Here is a 22,558-nt window from a genome sequence, read left to right as displayed (position 1 = left end):
CCTGGGGGGCCAGCTACTGGGCGCCCTGGATCCGCGCTTGGCGGCGGGCGACGAGCTCTTCGAGCTTCGAGGCACGCTTCACCTCCGCGTATCCGAGCCGGGCCCGGTCCGTCGGCGTGAAGCCGCACAGCGACTCCCACTTCGTCATCTGCGACTCCAGCGCCCGGATCTCGGAGAGCATCGGGTGCGCGCGTGCCTGGCCCATGGAGCCGGTGACCATGTAGCCGTCCTGGGCGACCTGGTCCCGCATCGCCTCCCGCTCGTCGTGCGCCTCACACAGCCGCGTCAGCAGGTCCAGGTCGGTCGCCGGGGACAGCCACGCCTGGCCAGCCGTCCACAACCGCTCCCACGTTCGCTGCCCGACCTCGCCGAGGGTGTCGGGCGCCGGCGGGATGTCGGCGACCGCGGCGAGGTGCACGACGGGCTCGGGGAGGTTCCTCTTGCCCGGGTTGCCAGTTCGGCGCTTACGTTCCGTGGGCGTTGGCGGTCGACCTGCGGGCATGATCGCCACCCCCGAAATGGATGTAGATCAAAAACCGGCTCAATTTCGCGTCGCCGTGTGGGGGATGGGGGGCCGGGTCCGAAGACGATCATGCGCTGAAGATCACCCCCGCCCCCCTTATGCGACGGCGCGAGCGGCGAACGTCACGGGGAGTGACCCCGACTGCCGTGCGTGGCCGTGGGTGGCAGCTGAGGGCGGCTATTGGTGCACGTCAGGGCGGCTGTACCGTGGCGTTCTTGCTGCCGTGGGAGCAGTCGAATGAGGGGGGACCTCATGGGGTTCATAAAGGATGCGAAGGCCAAGTCGATCGCAGAGCAGGCGGCCCGTGCCATCGCTGAGGGGCGACTGGTGTTCGCCTGCCGCGTGAACGAGGGCGGGTGGAACGACAACTGGGGTGGCTCACTGTCCGGTGTGGCCGAGCAGATCGAGGCGGTGGAGTCGACAGGGTGGCTGCTTGATCAGTCGACCTTCCTGCCGGGCAAGGGCCAGAACGTCAGTGCATTCCTCATCTTCCGCAGGACTGCTGCACCGCAGCCGTCCCAGTCGGTTGTACCGCAGGCGTACCAAGGGCAGCAGCCCGCAGCACCGCCGTACCAGGGGCGGCAGGGGCAGCCAGGTCCGGCGTGGGGTCTTCAGGGCTGATCACGCTTGCGGCTGTTGCAGGGGCGGCACAGCACTTGGATGTTGTCCGGGGAATCTGTGCCGCCTTTTGCTTTCGGGGTGATGTGGTCGGCGGTGAGGTCGGTGGCGGAGTGCGGGGCGATTCCCCAGCCGGGGCACCAGTCGCCGTGCTGGGCGCGGTGCTGGGTTACTGCTGCGGCTGCTGCCACGCGCCAGGCCTGGGTGTAGCCACGCTGGTGGGCGCTGCCTCGTGTCCGCTCTTGCTGCTGCTGCCACTGCTGTTGGTGGGTGTCGCAGCGTGAGGCGTTGCGGGTGAGGGTGCCGCATACCAGGCACGGGCGGCGTCGGCGTGGGGGCATGCCGCCTCCCTGTTGGCACGACGAAGCCCCGGCGGTGTGTGACCGGCCGGGGCTCGTGTGCGTGTGTGGTGCCGGGTGAGGGCACAGTTGTTCACCGAGATCGTTACACGCTGTTTGACCTGCGGTCAAGCGGCTGCTCGTTGGCGGCGTTTGGCGGCGAGCGCGTTGACCTCTGCGGCGGGGTACCAGGGCTGGCGGGGGGTGCCGCCGGAGCGGTGTAGCTGGCCGCGTCGGACCATCTGCCGGATGGTTCCGAGGCCGACTTCGAGGATCTGTGCGGCCTGGTGGGCGGTGTAGTGGCCGGGGCGGTAGGTCAGCGACTCCATGACCCCATGATGCCGCGCTGATCGCCGTTTCTGAGGGGTGATCGGTAACCCCTCTACGGGCTCTACTTTGCAGGTGGGGGCCCTCTACCAAGGTCACTACCGGGGTAGCGGGCCCCCTCTACATCAGGCGCCGTCGGTGGTCTCGCCGGACGGGGTGTCGGTAGCGGGGGTTGTAGAGGGGGCGGGGTCTACCCGGCGGGCGGCGAGGAGCAGTTCGGCGGGCACCGCGGCTTCCAGGTCGGACCGCCGCCACCCGGCGAGGTTCTTCCCGCCGACCTTCACCTGCTTCGTGGTCCGGTCGACGCCGGCGGTCTCCAGCTCGGCGGCGAGGCGCTCGGCGTCCCAGTCGCCGTACCGGTCCTCGTCGACGTTCACGAGCCGGTCGAGGAGGTCGACGGTGTGCATGCGGTCGGTGTGCCGCATGACGTCGAGGCAGTCGGACAGCACGGGGGCGATCGTCAGGCCGGCAGAGTCGGCGGCGGCCGTGATGTCGCCGACCGCGTCGCCGGTCAGCTGGCCGTGCTGGATGCGCAGGGCGCGGCCGCGCTGGCACAGCTCGGCGAACGCGGGCCCGTCGAGGAAGTCGGCGAGGACGGTCACGAACGATGCCGGGCCGGTGACCAGCACGCCGGTGCCTCGGTGCTCCTCGGACAGCACCGAGGCGTCGGCGCCCTGCGCGGCCTTGCCCTTGCCGAGGACCATGTCACTGGACGTCTGGTCGACGACCTGCGTGCAGTACCTGAGGGTGATGATCTCCCGGAGCTTCGTCGGTACCGATTCGGCGTCCGGGCGCTGGGAGGCGAAGTTGGAGACGAACCCGGCGGCCGGGCCGCGGCGGGCGATCCGGCACAGGTCGTTGATGACCTGGTCCCGGTCGTCCTTCTCCATCGCCGTGAAGTATTCCTGCAGCTCGTCGATCGTCACGAAGATGACGGGCAGGTTGTACTTCTCCACGATCGCCGGGGTCAGCTTGCCCTCTGGGCACACGGACGGCGGCAGGCCGCGGAGCAGCACGAACCGGCGCTCCATCTCCGCCAGCAACTCCTTGAGCATGCTCTTCAACGCCTCGACGGCGTCGTCCTCGGCGCCCATGACCAGCCGGTGTGCGACGGCCTTCATGGGCATCCAGTCGGCGCCGCCCTTGCCGTCGGCGATGTAGTGCCGCACGTAGGGGTCGAGCAGGCCGGCCGCGGTCATCAGGCGCTGGGTGAACGTCTTACCGCGGCGGGGCAGGCCGCCGAAGAACAGGGACTGCCACATGACGGGGACGGTGATGCGGTTGCCGCGGGCGTCCCGGCCGAACGGGATCGGCTCCCAGATCGAGAACCGGTCCGCCTTCAGCAGGGGCGTGTTGTTCTTCGGCTCCCCGTCCAGCAGGTACGGGTCGTCGTCGGCCACCCACATGGACACCCTTCCGGCGTTGCCGCCGGCCGCCGCCCGCACCCGGGAGGCGATGACCTGGATCTCGTCGACGCCGAGCTCGGCGGCGATGGTGGTGCGCTTGGCGAGGACGTCCGCGGCGGTCTTCCCGCCGCCCTTGGGCAGGTCGAACATGACCGACCAGCCGCGCCCGTCCCGCACGGGGCCCATGACGCAGGTGACGCGGGGTCCTTCGTCGTCGCCCTTCCCGGACTTGAGCAGGCCAGCGGCGCGGAGTGCGTCGTTGAGCTGCTGCGCGGACATGTCGACCCGCAGGGGCGGGGTCGGGTTGTCGAGTAGTTGCATGTCGTCACCCCGGCCGAGGTAGGCGAGCGGCACGGTGACGGCGGCGGCCATCGCGGCCTGGACGGGGACCGGCGCCAGGTACCAGCCGACGGCGGTGGCGGCGACCGCAGCGGCGGCGGCACCCCATCGGGCGCGGCGGGCGAGGGTGCGTTCGCGGTGCAGGAGGGCGTAGCGGACGGCGAGTTCGACGTCCTCGGGCTGCGCCTTCACCTGCGCCTTGAGGGCCCTGACGGCGGCGGTGCGGTCGTGGGCGGTGAGGGTGGGCCACAGGCCACGGACGGCCCGGAACAGGCCCTTGACGGCCAGCCACGCCATGCGGAACGCGTACTTGGGGACGCGGAGGGCGTGGTACTGGCAGTGCCAGACGCACAGCCGTCCCAGGGCGGTGACGTTCGCGGTGATGGACTGCCGGGACCGGGCCCACACGGGGAGGATCGGCACGTCCGGCGTGGTGAGCCAGTCCGCGAGCGGGTTGTCGGCGCGGTCGACGGCTTCGACCTCAACGGTCCCGTCGGGGGCCGGGGGTGCGGGTTCCGGCTCCCACTTGATCAGGGTCACCTTCGGCTGGGCGTGCCCGTTGACCTGGGGTTCGGCCTGGGTGTCCGTCATGATGGGGGTTCCTTCTCTCTGCGGAGGGTCGGGAGGCCCGGGGCGGCCGGCGATCCTTGGCCGGGTGGCGGCCGCCCCGGGTGGCGCTACTTCCTGGGCTTGGTCTTGCGCTTGAGCGCGCCGTTCTCGATCCGCTCGATGCGCCGCTTGAGGTCGTCGGTGTCGACGTTGCCGGTGCCGTCGTCGGCCAGTCCGCGCTTCGCGATCCGCAGGGTGAGGCCCGCGATGCGGGCCCGCTCGCCGATGGTGAAGTCGGAGAACTGCAGGTCGTCGGGCTTGGCCATCAGTCCGTCTCCTCGGTCTGCGGGAGCAGGTTGGCGATCCCGGCGTGCGCGCGGGCGACGTCGGCCCACGCGGATCCGGCGACGGCCAGGTCCCCGGGGCTGCCGGTCCTCTCGGCGGCGGCCTGGGCCGCACGGGCGAGGCTGGCCGCCCGGGTGGCCGCGGCGTCGGCCATGGTCAGGCGCTGCTTACGGTCCATCTCGGGTTCCCCCAGGTCAGTGGTTGTTGAGGTCGCGCCACATCGAGCGCAGCGTGAGCAGGCAGACGGTGGCGCAGACCCCGCCGACGGCGACGGCGACCGCGAGGACCGCGGCGGCCATGGCCAGGAAGGACAGGGCGACCGCGCCGCCGATGCCGGCCGTCACGTACAGGCCAACCGGGTGCCGCCGGGGCGCCGGGGCGGGCGCCGCCACGGCTGCGGGCTGGGCCTGCTGCGCGGCGAGGACGGCGGCGACGATCCGGACGACGTCGGTGTTGTCGGCGGCCTCCGTGACAGCGGCCTCGGCTTTCTTCAGGGCGTCGCTCATCGCGCCCACCTCCGGATCCGGGGCACGGTACGGACCACCAGGGCGAGGACCAGGGCGGCCGGGAACGCCTTCACCAGTGCGGCCAAGGCCACCGCGGCGGCGAGGGCGACGAGGGACGGGAAGAACAGGAGCAGGACCCCGAACAGGGCGCCCGCGAGGATGGCGCGCATCAGGCGTATCCGCCTTCCATGGGCGTGGCCGGGGGCTCCGGCTGGGGCTTCTTCGCGGCCCGCGAGAGGGCGGTGCGGATGTAGGGCTCGGTGACGACCAGGCGGCGGTGGCGGGCGATGTGCTCGGCGATGTCGCGGGCTGATGCGTCGCTCCCGAGGGCTGATGCGGCCTCGGCGACCGCGCCCGCCACGTCGACGGGCTCCAGCGCGCTGACCTGGAGCGCATCAGCCGCATCAGGTCGCTCGACGGTGTACTCCGGGGGCTGCTGACCGAGGACCAGGGCGACCGCGACGGGGTCGACGGCGAGCCCGTAGGTACCGAGGACGACGGCCAGTTCGACGGCGTCCGCATCAGGTCGCGCATCAGCTGCGAACCGGATCGCATCCGCCGGGTCCATGTCGGCGAAGTGGGCGCGCAAGGCCTCCGTCGCGGACACCTTCCGCGGCTGCTCGACGGGACTGAGGTCCTTCGGGGACCTCTGTCCGCCGTACATGGATGCGAGGGCCGCATCAGCTCCGTCACGGACCCGGTGACGCTGCACGTCGACCAGGCCGGCGCCGAGCTCCGTGTCACCGACACCCACGTGGCGAGCGAGCCGCCAGTAGCTGCGCACGGCGCGCTTCTGCTTCCGCTCGTCGGGGTGACCATCGGCCACCGCCCGGTAGAACGCCAGCTGCCGTGCAGCATCGGCGTTGCGGCGCTGCACCTCGGCGTCGACACCGGTCCGGTACACGACGATGCTGCGGGCGACCAGGCCGAGGCCCTCGGCGGCGCCGGACATGGCCAGCGGGGTGACCGCGTACACCGCGGCCTCGCGGGTGTCGGTGGCGATGGCCAGGCCGATGCAGCTGGCGGACAGCGGGGCGAGCCACATGCCGCCGCGGACCACGGCGGGCGAGGCCATGCCGAGCATGGTCCGCCCCAGCATGATCAAGGCCAGGATCAGGGTGAGGCCCTCGCCGGCCGCGACCACGCCGGCCGCGGTCGCCTGGCGGTGGAACGCGCTGACGGCGTTGCTGTAGGTACCCCAGGCGCCGAAGGCTCCGACGGCGACCATGGCGACGGCGGCCAGGGTGAGTACGGCGGTCTGCCCCTTGGTGAGTTCGCGGGTGGTCACTGGGCTTCACCGCCCCGCTCGATGATCCCGGCGAGCTGGCGGCCGAGGGCCCGCAGCTGGGCGGCGCCCTGGACCATGGCGTCGGCGAGTTCCTCGATGCCCTCCTGGTCGCAGCTGCCGGTGTAGTCACCGGCCTCGACGTACAGCTCCAGGGCGCTGCTGGAGCGCTCGGAGAACGGGGACCGGGCGAGCATGACCTTGAGCAGGGCGTCGCCGTCCGGGGCGGTGATGGTGTGCTCGGGCCCGTAGTGGGTGAGGTCGGGCTTGAACTGGGCACGGTCGTCGCGATGCCCGACGCACCAGTCGGGCTCGTCGATCTCCAGGGTGCGAGTGGTGAGGATGTTGACCTGGACGGTGCGCGGGTCGGCGCTCATCGGCCGGCCTCCCGGTCGTCGGCGAGGAACGCGGCGATCACCGGGAACTGTGCGTCGACGGAGGCGCGGACGGCCTTGGCTTCGGCGTCGGCCTGCTCGGCGGCGAGCCTGCCCCGCAGGAAGTCGGCGTTCCAGCCGATGTCGGCAGGGTCCTCGGCGAGGGCGGCCTTGATGGTGGTGGCGGCCCACCCGGCTCGGTCTTCCAGACGGCGGGGGTAGTCGGCGGCGTCGTAGGGCGGGGTGAGTGCGTCGAGGACGACGGTGAGGAGCTGCCGCAGGTCGTGGTTCTCGCTGGAGGCGGTGGGCTTGGTCATCGGGCACCCGCCTTGCGGATGCTGCCGGTGACGCCGGCCTCGGTGACTCGCACGGTGAGGGTGCGGCCGGGGGTGCGGCGGATGATGCCCGCGGCGATGAGCCGGCGGGTCTGGGTGGTGCCGCGCGGGAACGCGGGCATGGCAAGATCGGCCATAGCCGGATCTCCTCCTGTGTAGGCAGGTAGGCGGTGCGGTCAGGCCCTTGGCTGGGGCGGGAACCCCGGCCTTGGGCCGTCTTCAGTTGTGGGGTGCGGCGTTACGGCCGCTGCTGGCTCTTCTCCAGCGCCTTGATGGCTCGGTTCACGACGGCTCGGCTCACGCCGAGCTCGCGTGCGACGGCAGCTTGAGTACCGAGAACCTCGGTGCCGTCGAGCAGGGCTTGTGCTCGGTCAGCGGTCGCTTCCAGGTACGCCTTCCAGGCGATGTCCTGCTGCCGGACGGCTTCGTCATGGCGCTCTTTCCACGTGGTCACGTCCCTCCCTTTACCGGAAGCGGTGACTGCCCGACAACTGTAAGCGGCCCCGCTTACGCATGTCAACGGGGTTGCTGACATCATGCCGCTTCCTTCGGTTGGTAGTGCCGGAGCAGCGCCAGATCCTGCGCACTCCGGTACTCGGTCCGGCACCACCGGCAGCGCACCACCTGCCCCGGCTGCCGGGTCAGGACCGCGCCGCACACCGTGCCCTCGTCGTCCGTCACCGCGACGCACAACCCCACACGCGCCGGCGGAGGCTGGGCGCCCAGGGACCGCAGCTCCGCCTCCAACTCCTTCACCTCGCGCGCCAGGTCGCCGGCCGCCGGGTAGTTGGCGACGATCCACTCCAGCTCCATGCCAAGCCACCGGCAGTCGGCAGCCAGGGGCGCCGGAGGCGGCGCTGACCGGTCCGGCCAGCGCACACGCTGCACGTCCACCCGCCACGAGCGCACGACCTGGGCCGCACGGTTGGCCTGCATCAGGTCGAGGACGTCCAGGTTGATGGGCGGCCGGGAGGTGGCGCCGCCCCCACTGACGCGCTCACCGAACCGGGGCGCGGCGGGCACGAGGTAGTCGACGAGGTCACTGTCCAGGCCAGGGAGCAGCGCTAGCCGACGGGCCAGCGCCACGGTGTGGTGCTCGCACAGGTACCGGCCGCGCGAGTCCTCGCCGCACACCTCGCAGACGGTCACGCCTCGGCCCTCTCGCGTGCGGCGTCGAGCTGGGCCTGGGCGGCGCGTGCCACCTTGCGGTCGCGGCGGTCGTCGAGGATGCCGCCGACGACCTGGACGAAGAGCATGAGGTAGATGCCCAGAGTGGTGCCGATGGCGAGCAGCTGGATGTCGTGGTCGGTCATGGTGATCTCCTGGGTCTAGAACGGGGGCTGGTCGGAGTAGCCGGCGCCCTGGGCGGCGGGCTGCTGCTGGGCAGGCTGGGTGCCCCAGCCGCCGCCCTGCTGCTGACCGTTGGCGGGCTGCGCGCCGGCCCACGGGTCCTGCGTGGGGCTCTGCCCCGCGGGTGTCCGGCCGCCGCTCGGATTCTTGGCGACCTTGGCGGTGGCACGGGCGAGGGACGGGCCGACCTCGTCGACGTCGAGCTCGTACACCGTGCGCTTCACCTGCTCCTTGTCCTCGTAAGACCGCTGCTTCAGGCGGCCCTGGACGATGACCCGCATGCCGCGCTGGAGGGACTCGGCGACGTTCTCGGCGGCCTGTCGCCACACCGAGCAGGTGAGGAACAGGGCGTCGCCGTCCTTCCACTCGTTGGCCTGCTTGTCGTAGACGCGCGGGGTCGAGGCGATGCGGAACTTGGCGACGGCCGCGCCGGACGAGGTGAAGCGCAGCTCGGGTTCGTCGACCAGGTTGCCGACGACGGTGATTACGGTCTCTCCGGACATCAGTTGTTCTCCTTGATTCAGCTGGCTTCGGCCCAGTAGTCATCGGGCTCGTCGAGCGGCACGTCCCACAGCCCGGCGTCTTCGGGTGCCGGGGACGGCGTGGGCTGGGGCTTTGCTTGGCCCGAAGTGTGGGTTGCGCGCGTACCGGCACCCTCTGACGAGCCCTTTTCTTGATCGCCAACCCCTTTATTTGGGGGGGTTGGGGTTGGGTAACCAACACTTCGTGCCAAGGGCGAGTCCTCGGAATCGCTCGCCTGTTCGGTAGCGGTCTGGGCGGCCAGCACACGCATCACCAGAGCCCGCTCCTCGCCCAGATGCCACGGGTTCGACGACGGGAACCCGGAGTCCTCGGTGTCCTCGTCCTTCTCGTGACGCGGGCACGTCGTCAGCTCCAGCACCTCCATGTCCTCCAGCGCCCGCCGGGCCACATGCCGGTTCAGGCCGGTACGACGCCGGACCTCTGACACCGTCATGGGCTCACCGCCCGCCAACTGCCGGAGACAGGCGAGACGGGCCTGCGGCACCGTGTCGAGGGCGCACTTGCCAGCGAGCGCCAGGGCCTGGCGCCGGGCGACGCCGAGGGCGAGCAGCGACTTGGCGAGTGCGACGATCTGCCCGGTAACGCGGGCAGGCTCCTCGATGACGGGGATGCCGTCGATCTCTCGGCGGCCGTAGGCGTTGCGAGGGACGGCGGCGCGGCCGAGGCAGGTGAGCATGGCCGCGTCTTCCAGCTGGTCGTACATCTCGTCGTCCAGCTCGACGTCTCCGACGACGCGCCGGGCAACGCGCACGAGCTCGGACGCGCGGCGCCGGGCCTCGGCCTGCAGGTCGGCCAGCCCCTCGATCTTCCGACGCTTCCGGACGGTCGCCTTCTTGTGGGCGTTGTCCGTCTCTGGAAGCCGGCAGTACAGCCACCGGGGGCCGAGCGCATCGGTGTGCGAGGAGAAGTTGTCGATGGCCGGGGTGACGGCGGCCAGCAGTGTGAGGCGTCCCGTCCAGGTCAGCGGGCGCGGGGAGTTGCCGACCTCGCGGACGACGTGGCCGTCGTAGGCGCGACGGAGCAGAGCGAACAGGGTGTCGCGGCCGCCGCGGTCGGACGTGGCGAGGACGGTGGAGAAGTCGGAGATGGTGACGAACGCGCGGCTGGGGATGCGGGTGAGGATGCCTGCGGGCTTGGGATTCTTGCCGGGCATCCATGACAGGAGCGCAGGGCCGGTGATGTCGTCGACGTGCTCGTCGGCCGAGTCGTCGAGGGCCTTGACCGCCTCACTCTTGCCGCCGGAAGGCGGCCCGACGAGCATGCCCCAGAGCGGCTCGCCATCGAGGTCGGAAGACACGGCGACAGCGAGGGAGAAGACGATGTGCCCGTAGTCGTCGAGGTGGATGTAGGTCCGCATCTGGTCCAGGAAGTCGGCGAGGAGTGCGGCTGGGGAGCCGGCGGGCGGTGCCTCCGGCTCGTTCTCGGCGGTCCTCTCTGGCTCCGGCTGCTGCTCGACGGGCTCGTCGCCGCGGGCGGTGGCTTGGCGGACGTCGTCGAGGACGGTGACGGGCAGGGCGCGCGCGGCGGCGCTGGCTTCGTTGCGGCCGTGGGCGGCGCGGATGATGTCGCGGCAGGCCTCGGACTCGTCGCCGCCGTGGTGCAGGGCGGCGAACAGTTGGCCGGGGGAGAGGACGTGTCCGATCGCGGCCGCGGTGATGCCCGGGAAGTTGTCGGTGCGGATGGTGACAGCGGCGCCCTCTTTGTGGACGGCGATGCCGTCCCTCGAGCAGGTGTCATCCCAGCCGGGGCGGTTCCAGCGCTGGCATCCGGAGCCGCAGTACGAGCAGTTGCTGGGGAGCTGCTCGGCGTAGTTCGCGCCGACGTGCATGAGGATCTCGCCACAGCAGGCGTGGTCGCCGAGGATCTCCATGGGCCCTCGCCCGCCGGTTGGCGCCCCGGGGCGTGACGTTTTCTCACGGGTCTCGGTGGGCTTCGGGGGGGTGCGCTTTTTCGGCTTCGGCTTGAGGTCGGCGGCCAGTTTCCGGATGTCGTCGAGGCTGTACCGGTGGCCGGCGTCCTCGGTGACGTGGCAGAGAGCGGGCGTCCGGCCGGGCTTCCGGTTGACGGTGCCGGGCAGGCGCAGCACCCGAGCCAGGTCCCGGACACCGGTGCCGTAGCCGAGGCCCATGGTCTTCGCGCCGGCCGCGATGATGTTCTGAAAGTCTCCGGCGAGTTCGGCGATCTCGTCGAAGTCGATGTCCTGGCCGATGACGAGCGGCTGGTCGAACTCCCACCAGACGTAGAGGCCGCCGCCGGAGTGTTCGACGCGGGTGGGCTCCGGGAGCTTGGCGAAGCGTGGGATATCGCGGGCCTCGTCGGCGTTCGCGGGCAGGTCGGTTGCCTTGTGGAGGTCGTTGCCGAAGTCGATGTCTGACCACATGCCGAAGATGGCGCGGGAGTCGCGGGCGCTGCCGCGGGTCCCGGCGGGGAAGCGGCTGGTGACGGTGGTGACGCGGCAGTAGATGCCCTCGGCTCCAGCGCGGTCCTGCTCGAGGACCCATGTGACAGCGCGGTCCAGGTCGTCGGTCTGGATCCCGGTCCAGTTGCCCTTGGAGCAGATCGACACGAGCCCCGGCGCCTCGAAGCGGGGGGCGAGCCATGCCCGGATGATGTCCGGGTCTGCGGCCAGTGGCTCGGTGTTGGTGTTCACGAACGTGGTCTCTCGATTCACGTGGTGCCGATGGTGTTCGTGATGGCGCGGAGCTGCCCCTGACAGCGCCGCGCTCGCGTCACCGGGTGGGCTGCAACTTGGCCTTGTCGCGGGCTGCGTTGAGCTGCTGCATGCAGACGGTGTCTCCCCCGCGGTCGGGGTGGAGGACGGGAACGAGGGCCTTGTACGCCTTGTCGCCGAGGTCCTTGCCGAGGGCGCGGTACATCGAGTCGGCCCATGTGTCTGCGTTGCGCTCGGCGCGTGGCGGCGGGGCGCTGTGTGTCCGGCTGGATCCGCCTTGGTGGGTGGTGCGGACGGTGAAGCCGGCCAGGCGGAGCGTGGACTTCAGAAGGTCGACGGCGTGGAGTTCGACGATCCAGCACTTCTCTGCCTTGTCCCAGCGGCGCCAGCGGTGGGGCAGATCCTTGATGTAGTCCTTGGCCTCGAAGGGGCTGTGGACCTTGGCGTCGAACATGCCGACCTGAATGTGGACGGTGCCGCTCACCGGTGCCCTCCCTGCTGCCGAAGGCTCGCCGTGCAGCGAGCTGGGTGGTCGGTGCGGATGCTGTCGACGAAGGGCTTGACGTTGTCGCCGTGCACGGGGCCTTCGATCGGCTTGTCGCAGCCGGGGCGGAGGCACTCGTAGCGAGCGCGGACGCCTTCGAGGTCGACGAACAGAGCAGCTGTGACAGTGGGGTTCACGCCGCCTCCCGCAACACGGGCTGATGGAACGCGGTCCTGATCACGGCGTTACCTGCTTGCCGACGAGGTTCAGCAGGGCCATGTCGACGGCGACCTGCGGGGAGCCGGTCGCGATGACGAAGATGGTCACGTCGTCGGCGAACTTCTCCACGGCGGGCGTGGTCTGGCCGAGGCTCTGCATCGTGTCGCGGAACTCCTCGACGATCGCGATGGCCTGCTCGGTGGTGGTGCTCATACCGGCGTCACCTCCAGGTGGGCGAGCAGGGTGCAGAGCGCGTGGAGCCGCTCGGCGGGGTCCTGGCCGACGCGGACGACGAAGACTCGCTTGCCGTCCTTCTCCAGGTAGTGGGCGAGGAGCTCGTCGCGGAGGCTCTGGTCGAGGCCGCGGGCGTCCCACTCCTCGACCTGGATGCCGTACTCGCCGGCGAGGGCGGTGAAGGCGGCGGCCGGGTCGGTGATGGCGGCCATGATGCGGGCGGTGTCCTGCTCGACGCGCTCGCGCATCTGGGTGTCCTGGGTGGTGGTCACGCCGCGCCCCCCGTCTGGGCGGTGCGGACCAGGCCGCGGATCTGCTCGGCGAACTCGACGAGCCGGTCGGCGAACGCGAGGCCCTGGTCGAGGGTGACGGTGGTCTCCTCGCCGCCGCCGTCCTCGAACCGCAGGTGCGGGTCGCTCATGTAGTGGTCGCTGTTGTAGACGTCCTGGCCAAGGCGCACGTAGGCGAACAGGCCAACGTCGTTGTTCTTGCGCGCGTTGGGGATCATGAGGTTGACGTGCGCGCCGCTGTGGTCGATGTCGTCGAGGTGCTTGGTGGCGTCCTCACCCGTGTGGTCCTGCGTGCACCAGGTGGCCGGGCAGGCGACGGGGACCTGAACCCCATCGACTACGGCGGGCACGAGGGAGAGGTGGGCGAACGGGCTGGTCGACGGCGCCGTTGCCGCCGTGGGTACTCTGTTCATGGAGCGTCTCGTTTCTTACTTCGCGGTAGGACTGGATTGCTCGACTGGAGAGGCCGCCTCGCACGCGGCCTCTTCGTCGTTTCCGGCAGTCGATCCCGCCTCGCACGCGGGACCGGCGCCGGTCTCCTTCGGGGCGAGCCCGAGGAAGCGGTAGAGGTCCACGGTCCGGGCGACCCGTCGGCGCCCGAGGCGGATGACCTCGATGGGCAGCCTGTTCTCGGCTGCGAGCTGGTACGTGGTGGATTCAGCGAGGCCCAGGGCCCGGCCCACGGTCGGCCACAGGGGGACGACGGCGGGCTGGTCGAGCAGCTCGGCGATGGTCAGGGCCGGGGTAGTCACGCGGCACTGCCCAGCGAGTCGAGCCAGGCTTCGACCTGACTGCGGCGCGCCCGTAGATGGCGCCCGACACGGGTCCACTGGGGACCGATGCCCCTGGTCTTCCAGCCGTAGATCGTGGACTTGGGGATCTGAAGTTCTTCGGCCAAGTCCTCGACGGAGACCCAGGTGTGGACGCAGCCCGTCCTTCCGGTGCTGGTCGGAGCGATGTCCTGAGTTGCCATTGCTTGCCGTCCTGGAGAGTTTGATACCGGACGCTCCAGACTCTGCATCACCAGTCTCCGCAGTGTCAAGCGTTCAGATCCGAGCGCTGCAAGCTGTCCAGATCACGCCTGGGGCGTCTGGCGGCGAACGCTGCACACCGCCTACCGTGAAGCCATGGCAACTGATGACAACCCTCAGCAACTATCCGCTGTTATCGGCAGGAGACTGCGCGAATTCCGTGAGAGCCGCGGCCTCCGGCAGGAAGACATCGCCGAGGTGGCCCGTGCGCACGGGTTTACATGGGGGCGCAGTAGCGTTGCCGCGCTGGAAGCAGGGAACCGAGAGCTATCCTTTGGTGAAATCCTGCTGCTCCCCACCCTTTTTCGAAAGCTCGGGGGGTGGGACAAGCCAATCATCCCGGGGGAGACACAGGTGATGATCAGCGATTCCACCTGGATCCCGGCCCATCAAATTCCCGGTCATGCGCTGGCCCTAATGGCCCCCACTGCACTGCCAGAACGGCGTCAGCAAGAAGCGGCGCCGCTGGAAGATGAATCTTTCCTTCTCGGCGGCATCGAGAACGAAGACGTGAGCCTCCCGCGCAACAGGAGGAGGGTTGTCATGCTAGTCAGCGTGTATGAGTACATGTACTACACGCTTTGGCCTGAGAAGTTCGGCACGCGTTACACATCGTCTCCAGGATCCTTCGAGATCAATCGGCGTGTCGCCGAACGAATCACCACTCCAGACGGGGAGCGGCCGGCGAACGGTCTGGTGGAGGCATTCGCCCTTGGGATGTACGGGCGCACCCTCGGCGAGGAACGGGACGCACGCGCTGATGAACGAGGGACATACGAGACGAAACGAGCACTGCAAAGCGCGCGAGGGCACGTTACCCGGGAGCTGATCGACGAGTTGCAAGCCGAGATCACCAGACGCTGGCCAGAGATTCAGGAGGTCCTCACCAAAACGGAAGAAGCGGTTTCCACCGATATGGGCCTCTCTAAATGGGACCAGGAACTGTCTGATCTTTCCGATCGGTGGGATAGAGCGGCATTCGACGCAGAAAGGAAACAAGATCAGACACCAAGGCGCCGCCGGTTCCTGCGGAGCGGAAGATAGAATTCGTCAATCGCGAAAGGGAAATTGCATGAAGGGGTCCACATACCGCCGATGCTACTGTCGTGACGAAAGCGGCAAGGTGCTGGGCAAAACGTGCCCGCTGCTGTCCAGCCGCCGGCACGGAGTGTGGGCGGTACGGCAGGAGTTGCCGCCGCGTGAGGACGGGAGCCGACGCTCGTTCTCCCGCAGCGGCTACGACACCGCCAAGGACGCCCAGGGCGACCTCGACAAGGTGCGCGCCCTCCTCGACCTACCCGACACCGACGACGCCGAAGGGCAGGTCCGGATTGGCGACCTCCTCGAGGAGGTGTCGAAGAACAAGAAGGCGCCCCTGCCCGGCCTGGAGGAGACGCGCCGCCGGTTCCGCACCGGACTGAAGCTCACCGACGTGATGACCGTGGCCGACCTCCTCGACGAGTGGCTGGAGGCCAAGTCCAAGTCCCGGCGCGCGACCACCGTCAACGGGTACAAGTCACGGGTCAACTACCACCTGCGCGACGGCCTCGGCCACCACCGCCTCGACCGCCTCAACGTCGGCCACGTACAGGCCTTCTTCGACGCGATCGACGAGCGCAACGAGGTGATCCGCGCAGAGAACGAGGCGCGGCGCGAGCAGGCCGCACGGGCCACCTGGGGTAAGCGGTCCCGGCCGCCGGCCGCTGAGGCTCAGCGGCTGGCCGAGGAGAAGGCGAAGTTGGCGGAGATGCCGCCGTTCCGCCGGATCACCGGGCACTCGACGAAGCACGACATCCGCCGGGCCCTGCGGACCGCGCTGAACTTCGCGATCGGCCGGCAGTACATCACCTTCAACCCGGCGGCCCACGTCGACATCGGCTCGGCGAAGCGGCCGAAGGGCATGTTGTGGACGGCAGAGCGGGTGGCCCGCTGGCGCGAGACCGGGGTGAAGCCCGGCCCGGTCATGGTGTGGACGCCGGCCCAGCTGGGTGGGTTCCTGGACGCGGCCGAGGGGCACCGGCTGTACGCGTTCTTCCACCTGGTCGCGCACCACGGTCTGCGCCGCGGCGAGGGGGTGGGCCAGGACTGGACGAACGTCGACTGGGAGGCCCGCACGATCGCGGTGGCCAAGGAGATCGTGACGGACGGCTGGACGCCCATCGAGACGGACCCGAAGACCGACGGGTCCGCGGCCCCCGTGAAGCTGGATCGGGAGACCGTAGCGGTCCTCCTGGCGCACCGCAAGCGGCAGATAGCGGAGCGGGCCGCCCGGCTGGAGGCGCGGCTCCCCTGGGCGGATACCGGCAAGATCTTCGTCCAGGAGGGCGGTGAGTGGCTTCACCCGGAGATGGTGAGTGACGCGTTCCGCGAGATCGTCGCCGCCGCGGGTCTGCCCCCGATCAACCTGCGGGATCTGCGGCACGGCGCGGCTGCTCTGGTGAAGGCCGGCGGCGGTGACATTCATGACGCGAAGGCGAAGCTGCGGCACTCGACGATCGCCTTGACGTCGGACACCTACATGGAACTCTTCGAGGAGTACGAGGAGGATCTGGCCGAGCGGGCGGCGGCCGCGGTTCCTCGTGCCCGGAAGCCGGTCTCTGACACCGCCGCTCACGCATCGCTCACGCACGAGGAAGATGATGAAGGGCAGACCGGGGACAAAACCTCCCCTGACCTGCCCTCTAGTTGAGCCCCCTGTCGGATTCGAACCGACGACCTACGCATTACAAGTGCGTTGCTCTGGCCAGCTGAGCTAAGGAGGCCTGCGCGTGGGTGTTCCGCTCACGTGCCAGTGCAGTGTACCCAGCCCCCAGGTGGTGCCCGTCGAAAATTTCCGCGAAGTTCACAGGGCTCCAGGTACTGACATACGGGGTGAACGCCAGGTACCGTCCTGAGCCAGTTCACTCTCGTGGACTACACCACCACCTTCCTACAACGGATCGTCCGGCACGTTCCTGCCGGTAGAAGGGGGCCTCTGAGCCATGGCCACTGTCACGTTCGACAAGGCGACCCGGATCTACCCGGGTTCCACCAAGCCCGCCGTAGACGGACTCGAGATCGCGATCGAGGACGGAGAGTTCCTCGTCCTGGTCGGCCCGTCCGGTTGCGGCAAGTCCACCTCGCTCCGGATGCTCGCAGGGCTCGAGGACGTCAACGCCGGCGCCATCCGCATCGGCGACCGCGACGTCACGCACCTGCCGCCCAAGGACCGGGACATCGCCATGGTGTTCCAGAACTACGCCCTCTACCCGCACATGACGGTCGCCGACAACATGGGCTTCGCGCTCAAGATCGCCGGCGTCAACAAGGCGGAGATCCGGCAGAAGGTCGAGGAGGCCGCGAAGATCCTCGACCTCACCGAGTACCTGGACCGCAAGCCGAAGGCGCTCTCCGGTGGTCAGCGCCAGCGTGTCGCGATGGGCCGCGCCATCGTGCGTGAGCCCCAGGTCTTCCTCATGGACGAGCCGCTGTCCAACCTGGACGCCAAGCTCCGTGTCTCGACCCGTACGCAGATCGCGTCCCTCCAGCGCCGCCTCGGCATCACCACGGTCTACGTCACCCACGACCAGGTCGAGGCCATGACGATGGGCGACCGGGTCGCCGTGCTCAAGGACGGTCTGCTCCAGCAGGTCGACTCGCCGCGCAACATGTACGACCGCCCGGCCAACCTCTTCGTCGCCGGCTTCATCGGCTCCCCCGCCATGAACCTGGTCGAGGTCCCGATCACCGACGGCGGCGTGAAGTTCGGCAACAGCGTGGTCCCGGTCAACCGTGAGGCGCTCCAGGCCGCCGCCGACAAGGGCGACCGCACGGTCACCGTCGGCGTCCGCCCCGAGCACTTCGACATCGTCGAGCACAACGGCGAGGCCGCGGCCTCCCTCACCAAGGACACCGAGGACGCCCCGGCGGGTCTCGCGGTCTCCGTGAACGTCGTCGAGGAGCTCGGCGCCGACGGCTACGTCTACGGCAGCGCCAAGGTCGGGGACGACCTCAAGGACCTGGTCGTCCGCGTCAGCGGCCGCGCGGTCCCGGACAAGGGCGCCACGCTGCACGTCGTGCCGCGGCCGGGCGAGACCCACGTGTTCTCGACCTCCACGGGCGAGCGTCTCTCCGACTGACGGATCAAGCAGAGAAACCTCTGACCAGGGTGAACTTGCCCAGGTTGACGATGAGGGCCCCGCGACCTGCCGCGGGGCCCTTTTCGTTGTCCCGATTTACCCCGGCAAGCGGGTGGTTTTCGAGCCGTGTACGTCAACCCCGTACCCGAAACAGGTCACTTCTCCATCCCCCGAACCGGTGACTAAATGTCGCCAAATCATTACCGCACGCTACCCTCACACGCGTGAAGCACTCCACCACCCCTCAGACGCGACGCGGCCATCGGGGCGGCCCTGCCCGCCGGATCGGCCGCACTCTCGCCCTCGTCCTGCCCGTCGTCCTGGTGCTCTCCGGGACCCTCGCCGTCACCCGCGTCAACTGGACGGGAAGCCCGCGGAACTCGGTGCTCACCGCGACCGACGTGACCGACGCCGCCGTCTCCTCCAAGGCCGTCTCGCGGGCCCCCCAGGACGTCCTGCGCGACCAGCTGATGACCGAGCTCCAGGACAAGAACCCGGGCCAGGTCCTCACCCACCTCCAGCAGGCGGTCAACGGCCACCCGTCGCTGGCCCAGCACTGCTCGTCCATCGCGCGTGCGCTGGGCCGGGCCGCGGTACGCATCTACGGCGCCTCGCGCGCCCAGTCGTACGCCCGCCCGGTCTGTGACACGGCCTTCGCGTCCGGAGTGCTGGCGGCACACAGCTGAACACCGTTCGGTAAGCAGGTAACGGGTCCTTAAGGGCCGCCTCACGGCGGGAAGCCGACCCGGGGGCGCGTCGTACAGTTCGGGGCATGACCCATCCGAACGCCGCGTTGCGCCCCACTCAAGCCGTGGTCCTGGCCGGTGGCCAGGGCTCACGGCTTCGTCCGTACACCGACGACCGGCCCAAGCCGATGGTCGAGATCCCGGGCACGGGCACGCCGATCATCGGCCACCAGCTGACCTGGCTCGCCGAGGAGGGCGTCACGGACGTGGTGGTCTCCTGCGGCCACCTCGCGGACGTCCTGCAGAAGTGGCTGGACTCGGCCGACCTGCCCCTCTCCGTCACGACCGTGGTGGAGAGCGAGCCGCTGGGCCGGGGCGGCGGCCTGAGGTACGCCGCCGCGCACCTGCCGCACACCGACCGGCCCTGGTACGCCACGAACGGCGACATCTGGACGCGGTTCTCGCTGCGCGACATGGCCGACTTCCACACGGAGCGGGACGCGGTGGCGACGCTCGCGCTCGCCCGGCCGCGGATCCCCTGGGGTGCGGTGCAGACGGACGGCTTCGGGCACATCACGGACTTCATCGAGGCACCGCCGTCGACGTTCGAGATCAACGCGGGTGTGTACGTCTTCTCGCCGGAGTTCGCCGAGATGCTTCCGGAGCGCGGAGACCATGAGCGGACGACGTTCCCGCACCTTGCGCGGAGCCGGCGGCTGGCCGGGTTCCCGATTCCGCAGGGGGCGTACTGGCGGGCGATCGACACTGCGAAGGACCTGACGGAGGCGGCGAAGGAACTGGCGGCGCTGGGGCGGTGACGGCCGGTTCGGGGCGCGCTGAGGCCCCGTGCCCTCCTTACTTCCTTCTTTCTTCTTTCTTCACGGCCATGGGCCCCACGCCGCAAGGCGTGGGGCCCATGGCCGTGAAGTGGCCGTACTAGCCCAGCAGGCCGCCCACCAGACCCGGCTGGCCCGTGGACGTCGAGCCGCCGCCGGAGCTTCCGGTGCCGGTGCCCGTGCCGCCCGTCGGGGCCGAGCCGCCGGACGTGGTGCCGCCGGACGTGGGGCCCGCTGTCGTCGGTGCGGGCGCGGTGTGCTGCGGCGGGGCCTGGCCCGTCGTGCCCTGGGTCTGGCTGGGAGTCGTGTTGGTGGCGCCGCTCGTGGTGCGGCCGGGGCCCGGGGCCGTCGCCGCCCCGGAGGGGCTCGCGCCGGCCGTGGCGCCCCCGGAGGGGGACGTGGGGGCCGACGGGGTCTTCGCGTCGTGCTTGGCCGACTCGCCCGGCAGCGGGGAGCCCGGGAGGTTGTTGCGCGGGGCCTCACCGGGGCCGGGGACCACCACGCGGCTGGAGTCGCGGACCGCCCCGCCCAGCAGGGAGCCGACCAGGAGGGTGAGGCCGATGGTGACGGCCGTGATCAGGGCGCCGCGACGGAGCACGAAGGCACGCAGATCCCAGATGTCGGAGTGCGGGCCCAGGCGTCGCCAGGCGCTGCCCGCGAGGCGGCCGTCGACGGAGTAGACGGGGGCGCCGGCGATGATCAGCGGCGACCAGGCGGCGAGGTAGATGATGTCGGGGGCGTCGTACGCCGGGACGGTCTTCCAGCTGACGGTGACGATGAGCGCGGCGGAGAGCAGGGCGCCGACGACCGCTGCCACCCGCTGCCAGCAGCCGAGGACGGTCAGCACGCCGACGATCACCTGGAAGAAGGCGATGACCAGGCCGGAGCCGACCGGGTGCTGGAGGGCGAACTGGCGCAGCGGCTCGGCGACGTCCCAGGGATGCAGCGTGTTGAGCCAGGTGACCATGGAGCCGCGTTTGCCGCCGTCGAAGTAGACGGGGTCGCACAGCTTGCCCATGCCGGCGTAGATGGAGATGAAGCCGAGGAAGATCCGCAGCGGAAGCAGGACCACGCCCAGGTTCATCCGGCGACCGGGGTAGTAGGCGTGCCGGGACGGGTCGTCACCGTGCCGCCTGGTCGACGGCCGCTCCTCGAAGTCCTCGAACTCGTCGTCCGCGTAACCCCGTTCGCCGTAGGCCCGCTCGTCGTAGGCCTGCCCGTCGTAGGCCTGCCCGTCGTAGGCCTGCTCGCCGTAGGTCGGTCCGCCGTAAGCCGGTTCGTCGTAGGCGCTGCCCGCTGTCCGCATCGGCGGCAGCAGCCGGGACTCGCCCGAGACCGGGGAGCGCGGATGGCCGACCGTCGGGGTCTCGACGGTCTGGTCGAGGTCGGCGTAGCCGCCGTCGACGCGCGGGATGACCTGGGTCGCGCCGGCCGGTTCGGCGGGCTCCTCGGCATACCGGACGCTGCCGCCGCGGACGGCCTGGAGCAGCCGGTGGGCTCCGGTGTCGTCGGGCGCGGACTTGCCGCTCCACACCACCGGGCGGCGACGGCCGGACGCCGCCCCCGCTCTGCCCGCCGTGCCGGCGACCGGGATGCGCGCGGTGTCCTCGGTGGCGCTCAGGTGCCGTGCGACCCGGGGAGATTGGGCACGCCGTGTCGATACGCCCAACTGCACGCGGAAACTCGCGTGGTTGACGATGACCTGCGCCGGATCGCTCGGCACCTTCACCATGCTCAGCGCGGGAGCGTCGTCGGGCCCGGAAGTGAATCCGGAGCGGAATCCCGGCGAGCGGTCCCCCGTGGGTGTGCGGGGTGTTCTGGTGTCCACACTCATCTAACCGAGTGACGTGGAGTTAGGACACTGCTTTGACCGCCCCGAAGTGTCCGGACCCCGTCAAGGATGTGCAGGACACCGGAATTACCCCGCGCAGGTGAGGTTGCGGACGTTTGTTCAACCCGCCTGGCACGCCGTCACGTACCGCCGCCGGAACACCCCGTACCGCGCCGTCAGCCCCGCCGCCGGGCCGCCTCGTACAGGACGATCCCGGCCGCCACACCGGCGTTGAGCGACTCGGCGCCACCCGGCATCGGGATCCGCACCCGGTAGTCGCAGGTCTCGCCGACCAGCCGGGACAGGCCCTTGCCCTCGCTGCCCACGACGATGACGACGGGGCCGGAGAGCGCCTCCAGGTCGCCGATCACGTGCTCGCCGTCGGCCGCCAGGCCGACGATCACGATGCCGGCCTTCTTGTACGCCTCCAGGGCCCGGGTGAGGTTCGTGGCACGGGCCACCGGCGTGCGGGCCGCCGCACCGGCCGACGTCTTCCAGGCGCCCGCCGTCATACCGGCCGCGCGCCGCTCGGGCACGACCACGCCATGGCCGCCGAAGGCGGAGACGGAGCGGACGACCGCGCCGAGGTTGCGCGGGTCGGTGACCCCGTCCAGGGCGACGATCAGCGGGTCCTCGCCCCCGTCGTACGCGGCCTCCGCCAGGTCCTCGGGGTGCGCGTACTCGTACGGCGGGACCTGGAGGACCAGGCCCTGGTGGTTCAGGCCGTTCGTCATACGGTCCAGCTCGGGGCGCGGCGCCTCCATGAGGTTGATGCCACCGCGCTCGGCGGCGAGCTGGAGGGCCTCGCGGACGCGCTCGTCGTTGTCGATGAACTGCTGGACGTAGAGGGTGGACGCGGGAACGCCCTCGCGCAGCGCCTCGACGACCGGATTACGGCCGACGACCAGCTCGGAGGTGCCCTTGCCGCCCCGGCCGCGCGGCGCGGGACGGCGTACCGTCTGCTTCGTCTTGGCGTTGGCGATGCGGTTCTTCTTGTGTCCCTTGCGCATCTCGGCGGGCGGGGTCGGGCCCTTGCCCTCCAGGCCTCGGCGCCGCTGGCCGCCACTGCCGATCTGCGCGCCCTTCTTGCCGGACATGCGGCGGTTGTTGGCTGCCATGGGTTACCCGTCTCCGTAAGCTTCGTTTCGTACGTACGTCTCATGCGGCGTCGTACTGATGCGGTGTTGTACGTCTTATGCAGTGTGGGGGGCCCGGGGGCGGGGGGGCCCAGCGAATGGGTGTGGAAGGGGGGGGTGGGGGTTGGGTGGAAAGGGGGGGCGGGGGGGGGGGCCGCGACGCAGAGACGCACCGGGAGAGAAG

General features: G+C 70.2%; 32 protein-coding genes and 1 tRNA gene. 6 read left to right on the top strand and 27 right to left on the bottom strand.

Features of this window, described 5'->3' with window-relative positions; genetic code table 11:
* Positions 1–13: 13 nt before the first annotated feature.
* Positions 14–502: a phage terminase small subunit P27 family gene (locus ACWGJB_RS31045; RefSeq protein ID WP_453383363.1), complete on the bottom strand. Its 489-nt coding sequence runs from the start codon at positions 500–502 to the stop codon at positions 14–16.
* A gap of 273 nt (positions 503–775) precedes the next feature.
* Between ACWGJB_RS31045 and ACWGJB_RS31040 the strand changes: the two genes are divergently transcribed.
* Positions 776–1,144 carry a hypothetical protein gene (locus ACWGJB_RS31040; protein ID WP_453383362.1) on the top strand — a complete coding sequence of 123 codons (369 nt, stop codon included), beginning with the start codon at positions 776–778 and terminating at the stop codon, positions 1,142–1,144.
* On the opposite strand, the gene ACWGJB_RS31035 is transcribed toward ACWGJB_RS31040, so the two are convergent.
* The 23 genes from ACWGJB_RS31035 to ACWGJB_RS30925 form a co-directional block, all read right to left on the bottom strand.
* A complete protein-coding gene (locus tag ACWGJB_RS31035; RefSeq protein WP_453383361.1) occupies positions 1,135–1,482 on the bottom strand; it encodes an HNH endonuclease in 348 nt (115 codons plus the stop codon). The genes ACWGJB_RS31040 and ACWGJB_RS31035 overlap by 10 nt on opposite strands.
* A gap of 125 nt (positions 1,483–1,607) precedes the next feature.
* Positions 1,608–1,808, bottom strand: a complete 201-nt coding sequence (locus ACWGJB_RS31030; protein ID WP_453383360.1) for a hypothetical protein — start codon at positions 1,806–1,808, stop codon at positions 1,608–1,610.
* Between the two features lie 123 nt (positions 1,809–1,931).
* Positions 1,932–4,142, bottom strand: a complete 2,211-nt coding sequence (locus ACWGJB_RS31025; RefSeq protein ID WP_453383359.1) for an FtsK/SpoIIIE domain-containing protein — start codon at positions 4,140–4,142, stop codon at positions 1,932–1,934.
* A gap of 86 nt (positions 4,143–4,228) precedes the next feature.
* Positions 4,229–4,426 carry a DUF6257 family protein gene (locus ACWGJB_RS31020; RefSeq protein ID WP_453383358.1) on the bottom strand — a complete coding sequence of 66 codons (198 nt, stop codon included), beginning with the start codon at positions 4,424–4,426 and terminating at the stop codon, positions 4,229–4,231.
* Positions 4,426–4,623: a hypothetical protein gene (locus tag ACWGJB_RS31015; RefSeq protein ID WP_453383357.1), complete on the bottom strand. Its 198-nt coding sequence runs from the start codon at positions 4,621–4,623 to the stop codon at positions 4,426–4,428. The genes ACWGJB_RS31020 and ACWGJB_RS31015 overlap by 1 nt, the downstream gene beginning before the upstream one ends.
* Positions 4,624–4,639: 16 nt before the next feature.
* Positions 4,640–4,951 (bottom strand): hypothetical protein, encoded by a 312-nt coding sequence (locus ACWGJB_RS31010; protein ID WP_453383356.1) that lies wholly within the window; start codon positions 4,949–4,951, stop codon positions 4,640–4,642.
* On the bottom strand, positions 4,948–5,121 hold the full coding sequence (locus ACWGJB_RS31005; RefSeq protein WP_453383355.1) for a hypothetical protein: 174 nt from the start codon (positions 5,119–5,121) through the stop codon (positions 4,948–4,950). Before ACWGJB_RS31005 ends, ACWGJB_RS31010 begins: the two co-directional genes overlap by 4 nt.
* Complete coding sequence (locus ACWGJB_RS31000) at positions 5,121–6,239, bottom strand: conjugal transfer protein (protein WP_453383354.1); 1,119 nt, start codon at positions 6,237–6,239, stop codon at positions 5,121–5,123. The genes ACWGJB_RS31005 and ACWGJB_RS31000 overlap by 1 nt, the downstream gene beginning before the upstream one ends.
* Entirely contained in the window at positions 6,236–6,613 is a 378-nt protein-coding gene (locus ACWGJB_RS30995; RefSeq protein WP_453383353.1) for a DUF6907 domain-containing protein, read from the bottom strand. The genes ACWGJB_RS31000 and ACWGJB_RS30995 overlap by 4 nt, the downstream gene beginning before the upstream one ends.
* Positions 6,610–6,927: a hypothetical protein gene (locus ACWGJB_RS30990; RefSeq protein ID WP_453383352.1), complete on the bottom strand. Its 318-nt coding sequence runs from the start codon at positions 6,925–6,927 to the stop codon at positions 6,610–6,612. The genes ACWGJB_RS30995 and ACWGJB_RS30990 overlap by 4 nt, the downstream gene beginning before the upstream one ends.
* A complete protein-coding gene (locus ACWGJB_RS30985) occupies positions 6,924–7,082 on the bottom strand; it encodes a hypothetical protein (protein ID WP_453383351.1) in 159 nt (52 codons plus the stop codon). The genes ACWGJB_RS30990 and ACWGJB_RS30985 overlap by 4 nt, the downstream gene beginning before the upstream one ends.
* Positions 7,083–7,183: 101 nt before the next feature.
* Positions 7,184–7,399, bottom strand: coding sequence for a winged helix-turn-helix domain-containing protein (locus ACWGJB_RS30980; protein ID WP_453383350.1), 216 nt, complete (start codon positions 7,397–7,399; stop codon positions 7,184–7,186).
* An 80-nt stretch (positions 7,400–7,479) separates the two neighbouring features.
* Positions 7,480–8,094, bottom strand: coding sequence for a hypothetical protein (locus tag ACWGJB_RS30975; protein WP_453383349.1), 615 nt, complete (start codon positions 8,092–8,094; stop codon positions 7,480–7,482).
* Positions 8,091–8,258 (bottom strand): hypothetical protein, encoded by a 168-nt coding sequence (locus ACWGJB_RS30970; protein WP_453383348.1) that lies wholly within the window; start codon positions 8,256–8,258, stop codon positions 8,091–8,093. The genes ACWGJB_RS30975 and ACWGJB_RS30970 overlap by 4 nt, the downstream gene beginning before the upstream one ends.
* 15 nt (positions 8,259–8,273) lie before the next feature.
* Complete coding sequence (locus ACWGJB_RS30965) at positions 8,274–8,798, bottom strand: single-stranded DNA-binding protein (RefSeq protein WP_453383347.1); 525 nt, start codon at positions 8,796–8,798, stop codon at positions 8,274–8,276.
* 17 nt (positions 8,799–8,815) lie between these two features.
* Complete coding sequence (locus tag ACWGJB_RS30960) at positions 8,816–11,509, bottom strand: hypothetical protein (RefSeq protein ID WP_453383346.1); 2,694 nt, start codon at positions 11,507–11,509, stop codon at positions 8,816–8,818.
* 58 nt (positions 11,510–11,567) lie between these two features.
* Positions 11,568–11,993, bottom strand: coding sequence for a hypothetical protein (locus tag ACWGJB_RS30955; protein WP_453383345.1), 426 nt, complete (start codon positions 11,991–11,993; stop codon positions 11,568–11,570).
* Complete coding sequence (locus ACWGJB_RS30950; RefSeq protein ID WP_453383344.1) at positions 11,990–12,190, bottom strand: hypothetical protein; 201 nt, start codon at positions 12,188–12,190, stop codon at positions 11,990–11,992. The genes ACWGJB_RS30955 and ACWGJB_RS30950 overlap by 4 nt, the downstream gene beginning before the upstream one ends.
* Positions 12,191–12,230: 40 nt before the next feature.
* Entirely contained in the window at positions 12,231–12,425 is a 195-nt protein-coding gene (locus ACWGJB_RS30945; protein WP_453383343.1) for a hypothetical protein, read from the bottom strand.
* Complete coding sequence (locus ACWGJB_RS30940) at positions 12,422–12,718, bottom strand: hypothetical protein (RefSeq protein ID WP_453383342.1); 297 nt, start codon at positions 12,716–12,718, stop codon at positions 12,422–12,424. The genes ACWGJB_RS30945 and ACWGJB_RS30940 overlap by 4 nt, the downstream gene beginning before the upstream one ends.
* Complete coding sequence (locus ACWGJB_RS30935) at positions 12,715–13,149, bottom strand: DUF6907 domain-containing protein (protein WP_453383341.1); 435 nt, start codon at positions 13,147–13,149, stop codon at positions 12,715–12,717. The genes ACWGJB_RS30940 and ACWGJB_RS30935 overlap by 4 nt, the downstream gene beginning before the upstream one ends.
* A 15-nt stretch (positions 13,150–13,164) precedes the next feature.
* The gene (locus ACWGJB_RS30930) at positions 13,165–13,488 is read right to left on the bottom strand and encodes a helix-turn-helix domain-containing protein (protein ID WP_453383340.1); all 324 of its coding nucleotides are present in this window, start codon (positions 13,486–13,488) and stop codon (positions 13,165–13,167) included.
* Positions 13,485–13,709: a helix-turn-helix transcriptional regulator gene (locus ACWGJB_RS30925; RefSeq protein ID WP_453383339.1), complete on the bottom strand. Its 225-nt coding sequence runs from the start codon at positions 13,707–13,709 to the stop codon at positions 13,485–13,487. The genes ACWGJB_RS30930 and ACWGJB_RS30925 overlap by 4 nt, the downstream gene beginning before the upstream one ends.
* A 154-nt stretch (positions 13,710–13,863) precedes the next feature.
* Between ACWGJB_RS30925 and ACWGJB_RS30920 the strand changes: the two genes are divergently transcribed.
* On the top strand, positions 13,864–14,811 hold the full coding sequence (locus tag ACWGJB_RS30920; protein WP_453383338.1) for a helix-turn-helix domain-containing protein: 948 nt from the start codon (positions 13,864–13,866) through the stop codon (positions 14,809–14,811).
* A 28-nt stretch (positions 14,812–14,839) separates the two neighbouring features.
* Entirely contained in the window at positions 14,840–16,456 is a 1,617-nt protein-coding gene (locus ACWGJB_RS30915) for a site-specific integrase (protein WP_453383337.1), read from the top strand.
* Here the strand turns inward: ACWGJB_RS30915 and ACWGJB_RS30910 are convergent.
* Positions 16,456–16,529 (bottom strand) — tRNA-Thr (locus ACWGJB_RS30910). The genes ACWGJB_RS30915 and ACWGJB_RS30910 overlap by 1 nt on opposite strands.
* A 219-nt stretch (positions 16,530–16,748) precedes the next feature.
* Here ACWGJB_RS30910 and ACWGJB_RS30905 point away from each other — a divergent pair.
* From ACWGJB_RS30905 to ACWGJB_RS30895, 3 genes are all read left to right on the top strand, one after another.
* Entirely contained in the window at positions 16,749–17,885 is a 1,137-nt protein-coding gene (locus ACWGJB_RS30905) for an ABC transporter ATP-binding protein (RefSeq protein WP_362714263.1), read from the top strand.
* Positions 17,886–18,109: 224 nt separating this feature from the next.
* A complete protein-coding gene (locus ACWGJB_RS30900) occupies positions 18,110–18,571 on the top strand; it encodes a hypothetical protein (protein ID WP_453383336.1) in 462 nt (153 codons plus the stop codon).
* Positions 18,572–18,657: 86 nt separating this feature from the next.
* Entirely contained in the window at positions 18,658–19,389 is a 732-nt protein-coding gene (locus ACWGJB_RS30895; RefSeq protein ID WP_362561466.1) for a nucleotidyltransferase family protein, read from the top strand.
* Positions 19,390–19,507: 118 nt separating this feature from the next.
* Here ACWGJB_RS30895 and ACWGJB_RS30890 read toward each other — a convergent pair whose 3' ends face one another.
* Together ACWGJB_RS30890 and rlmB are read right to left on the bottom strand one after the other, a co-directional pair.
* On the bottom strand, positions 19,508–21,241 hold the full coding sequence (locus ACWGJB_RS30890) for a DoxX family membrane protein (protein ID WP_453383335.1): 1,734 nt from the start codon (positions 21,239–21,241) through the stop codon (positions 19,508–19,510).
* Positions 21,242–21,414: 173 nt separating this feature from the next.
* Positions 21,415–22,356: a 23S rRNA (guanosine(2251)-2'-O)-methyltransferase RlmB gene (gene rlmB, locus ACWGJB_RS30885; protein ID WP_453383334.1), complete on the bottom strand. Its 942-nt coding sequence runs from the start codon at positions 22,354–22,356 to the stop codon at positions 21,415–21,417.
* Between the last annotated feature and the right edge of the window lie 202 nt (positions 22,357–22,558).

It is taken from the genome of Streptomyces sp. NPDC054813 (assembly GCF_053611365.1).
Note: the sequence above shows the minus strand (reverse complement) of the source record. Positions and strands in the feature narration are given on the sequence as shown.

Excerpts from the sequence above, each read along its gene's own strand:
- ACWGJB_RS31010 (WP_453383356.1), bottom strand. The coding sequence starts at position 4,951 with ATGAGCGACGCCCTGAAGAAAGCCGAGGCCGCTGTCACGGAGGCCGCC.
- ACWGJB_RS31015 (WP_453383357.1), bottom strand. The coding sequence starts at position 4,623 with ATGGACCGTAAGCAGCGCCTGACCATGGCCGACGCCGCGGCCACCCGG.
- ACWGJB_RS30965 (WP_453383347.1), bottom strand. The coding sequence starts at position 8,798 with ATGTCCGGAGAGACCGTAATCACCGTCGTCGGCAACCTGGTCGACGAA.
- ACWGJB_RS31045 (WP_453383363.1), bottom strand. The coding sequence starts at position 502 with ATGCCCGCAGGTCGACCGCCAACGCCCACGGAACGTAAGCGCCGAACT.
- rlmB (WP_453383334.1), bottom strand. The coding sequence starts at position 22,356 with ATGGCAGCCAACAACCGCCGCATGTCCGGCAAGAAGGGCGCGCAGATC.
- ACWGJB_RS31030 (WP_453383360.1), bottom strand. The coding sequence starts at position 1,808 with ATGGAGTCGCTGACCTACCGCCCCGGCCACTACACCGCCCACCAGGCC.
- ACWGJB_RS30970 (WP_453383348.1), bottom strand. The coding sequence starts at position 8,258 with ATGACCGACCACGACATCCAGCTGCTCGCCATCGGCACCACTCTGGGC.
- ACWGJB_RS30920 (WP_453383338.1), top strand. The coding sequence starts at position 13,864 with ATGGCAACTGATGACAACCCTCAGCAACTATCCGCTGTTATCGGCAGG.
- ACWGJB_RS31020 (WP_453383358.1), bottom strand. The coding sequence starts at position 4,426 with ATGGCCAAGCCCGACGACCTGCAGTTCTCCGACTTCACCATCGGCGAG.
- ACWGJB_RS31035 (WP_453383361.1), bottom strand. The coding sequence starts at position 1,482 with ATGCCCCCACGCCGACGCCGCCCGTGCCTGGTATGCGGCACCCTCACC.
- ACWGJB_RS30935 (WP_453383341.1), bottom strand. The coding sequence starts at position 13,149 with ATGAACAGAGTACCCACGGCGGCAACGGCGCCGTCGACCAGCCCGTTC.
- ACWGJB_RS30985 (WP_453383351.1), bottom strand. The coding sequence starts at position 7,082 with ATGGCCGATCTTGCCATGCCCGCGTTCCCGCGCGGCACCACCCAGACC.
- ACWGJB_RS30890 (WP_453383335.1), bottom strand. The coding sequence starts at position 21,241 with ATGAGTGTGGACACCAGAACACCCCGCACACCCACGGGGGACCGCTCG.
- ACWGJB_RS30995 (WP_453383353.1), bottom strand. The coding sequence starts at position 6,613 with ATGAGCGCCGACCCGCGCACCGTCCAGGTCAACATCCTCACCACTCGC.
- ACWGJB_RS30905 (WP_362714263.1), top strand. The coding sequence starts at position 16,749 with ATGGCCACTGTCACGTTCGACAAGGCGACCCGGATCTACCCGGGTTCC.
- ACWGJB_RS31040 (WP_453383362.1), top strand. The coding sequence starts at position 776 with ATGGGGTTCATAAAGGATGCGAAGGCCAAGTCGATCGCAGAGCAGGCG.
- ACWGJB_RS30990 (WP_453383352.1), bottom strand. The coding sequence starts at position 6,927 with ATGACCAAGCCCACCGCCTCCAGCGAGAACCACGACCTGCGGCAGCTC.
- ACWGJB_RS30895 (WP_362561466.1), top strand. The coding sequence starts at position 18,658 with ATGACCCATCCGAACGCCGCGTTGCGCCCCACTCAAGCCGTGGTCCTG.
- ACWGJB_RS31005 (WP_453383355.1), bottom strand. The coding sequence starts at position 5,121 with ATGCGCGCCATCCTCGCGGGCGCCCTGTTCGGGGTCCTGCTCCTGTTC.
- ACWGJB_RS30925 (WP_453383339.1), bottom strand. The coding sequence starts at position 13,709 with ATGGCAACTCAGGACATCGCTCCGACCAGCACCGGAAGGACGGGCTGC.
- ACWGJB_RS30915 (WP_453383337.1), top strand. The coding sequence starts at position 14,840 with ATGAAGGGGTCCACATACCGCCGATGCTACTGTCGTGACGAAAGCGGC.
- ACWGJB_RS31025 (WP_453383359.1), bottom strand. The coding sequence starts at position 4,142 with ATGACGGACACCCAGGCCGAACCCCAGGTCAACGGGCACGCCCAGCCG.
- ACWGJB_RS30945 (WP_453383343.1), bottom strand. The coding sequence starts at position 12,425 with ATGAGCACCACCACCGAGCAGGCCATCGCGATCGTCGAGGAGTTCCGC.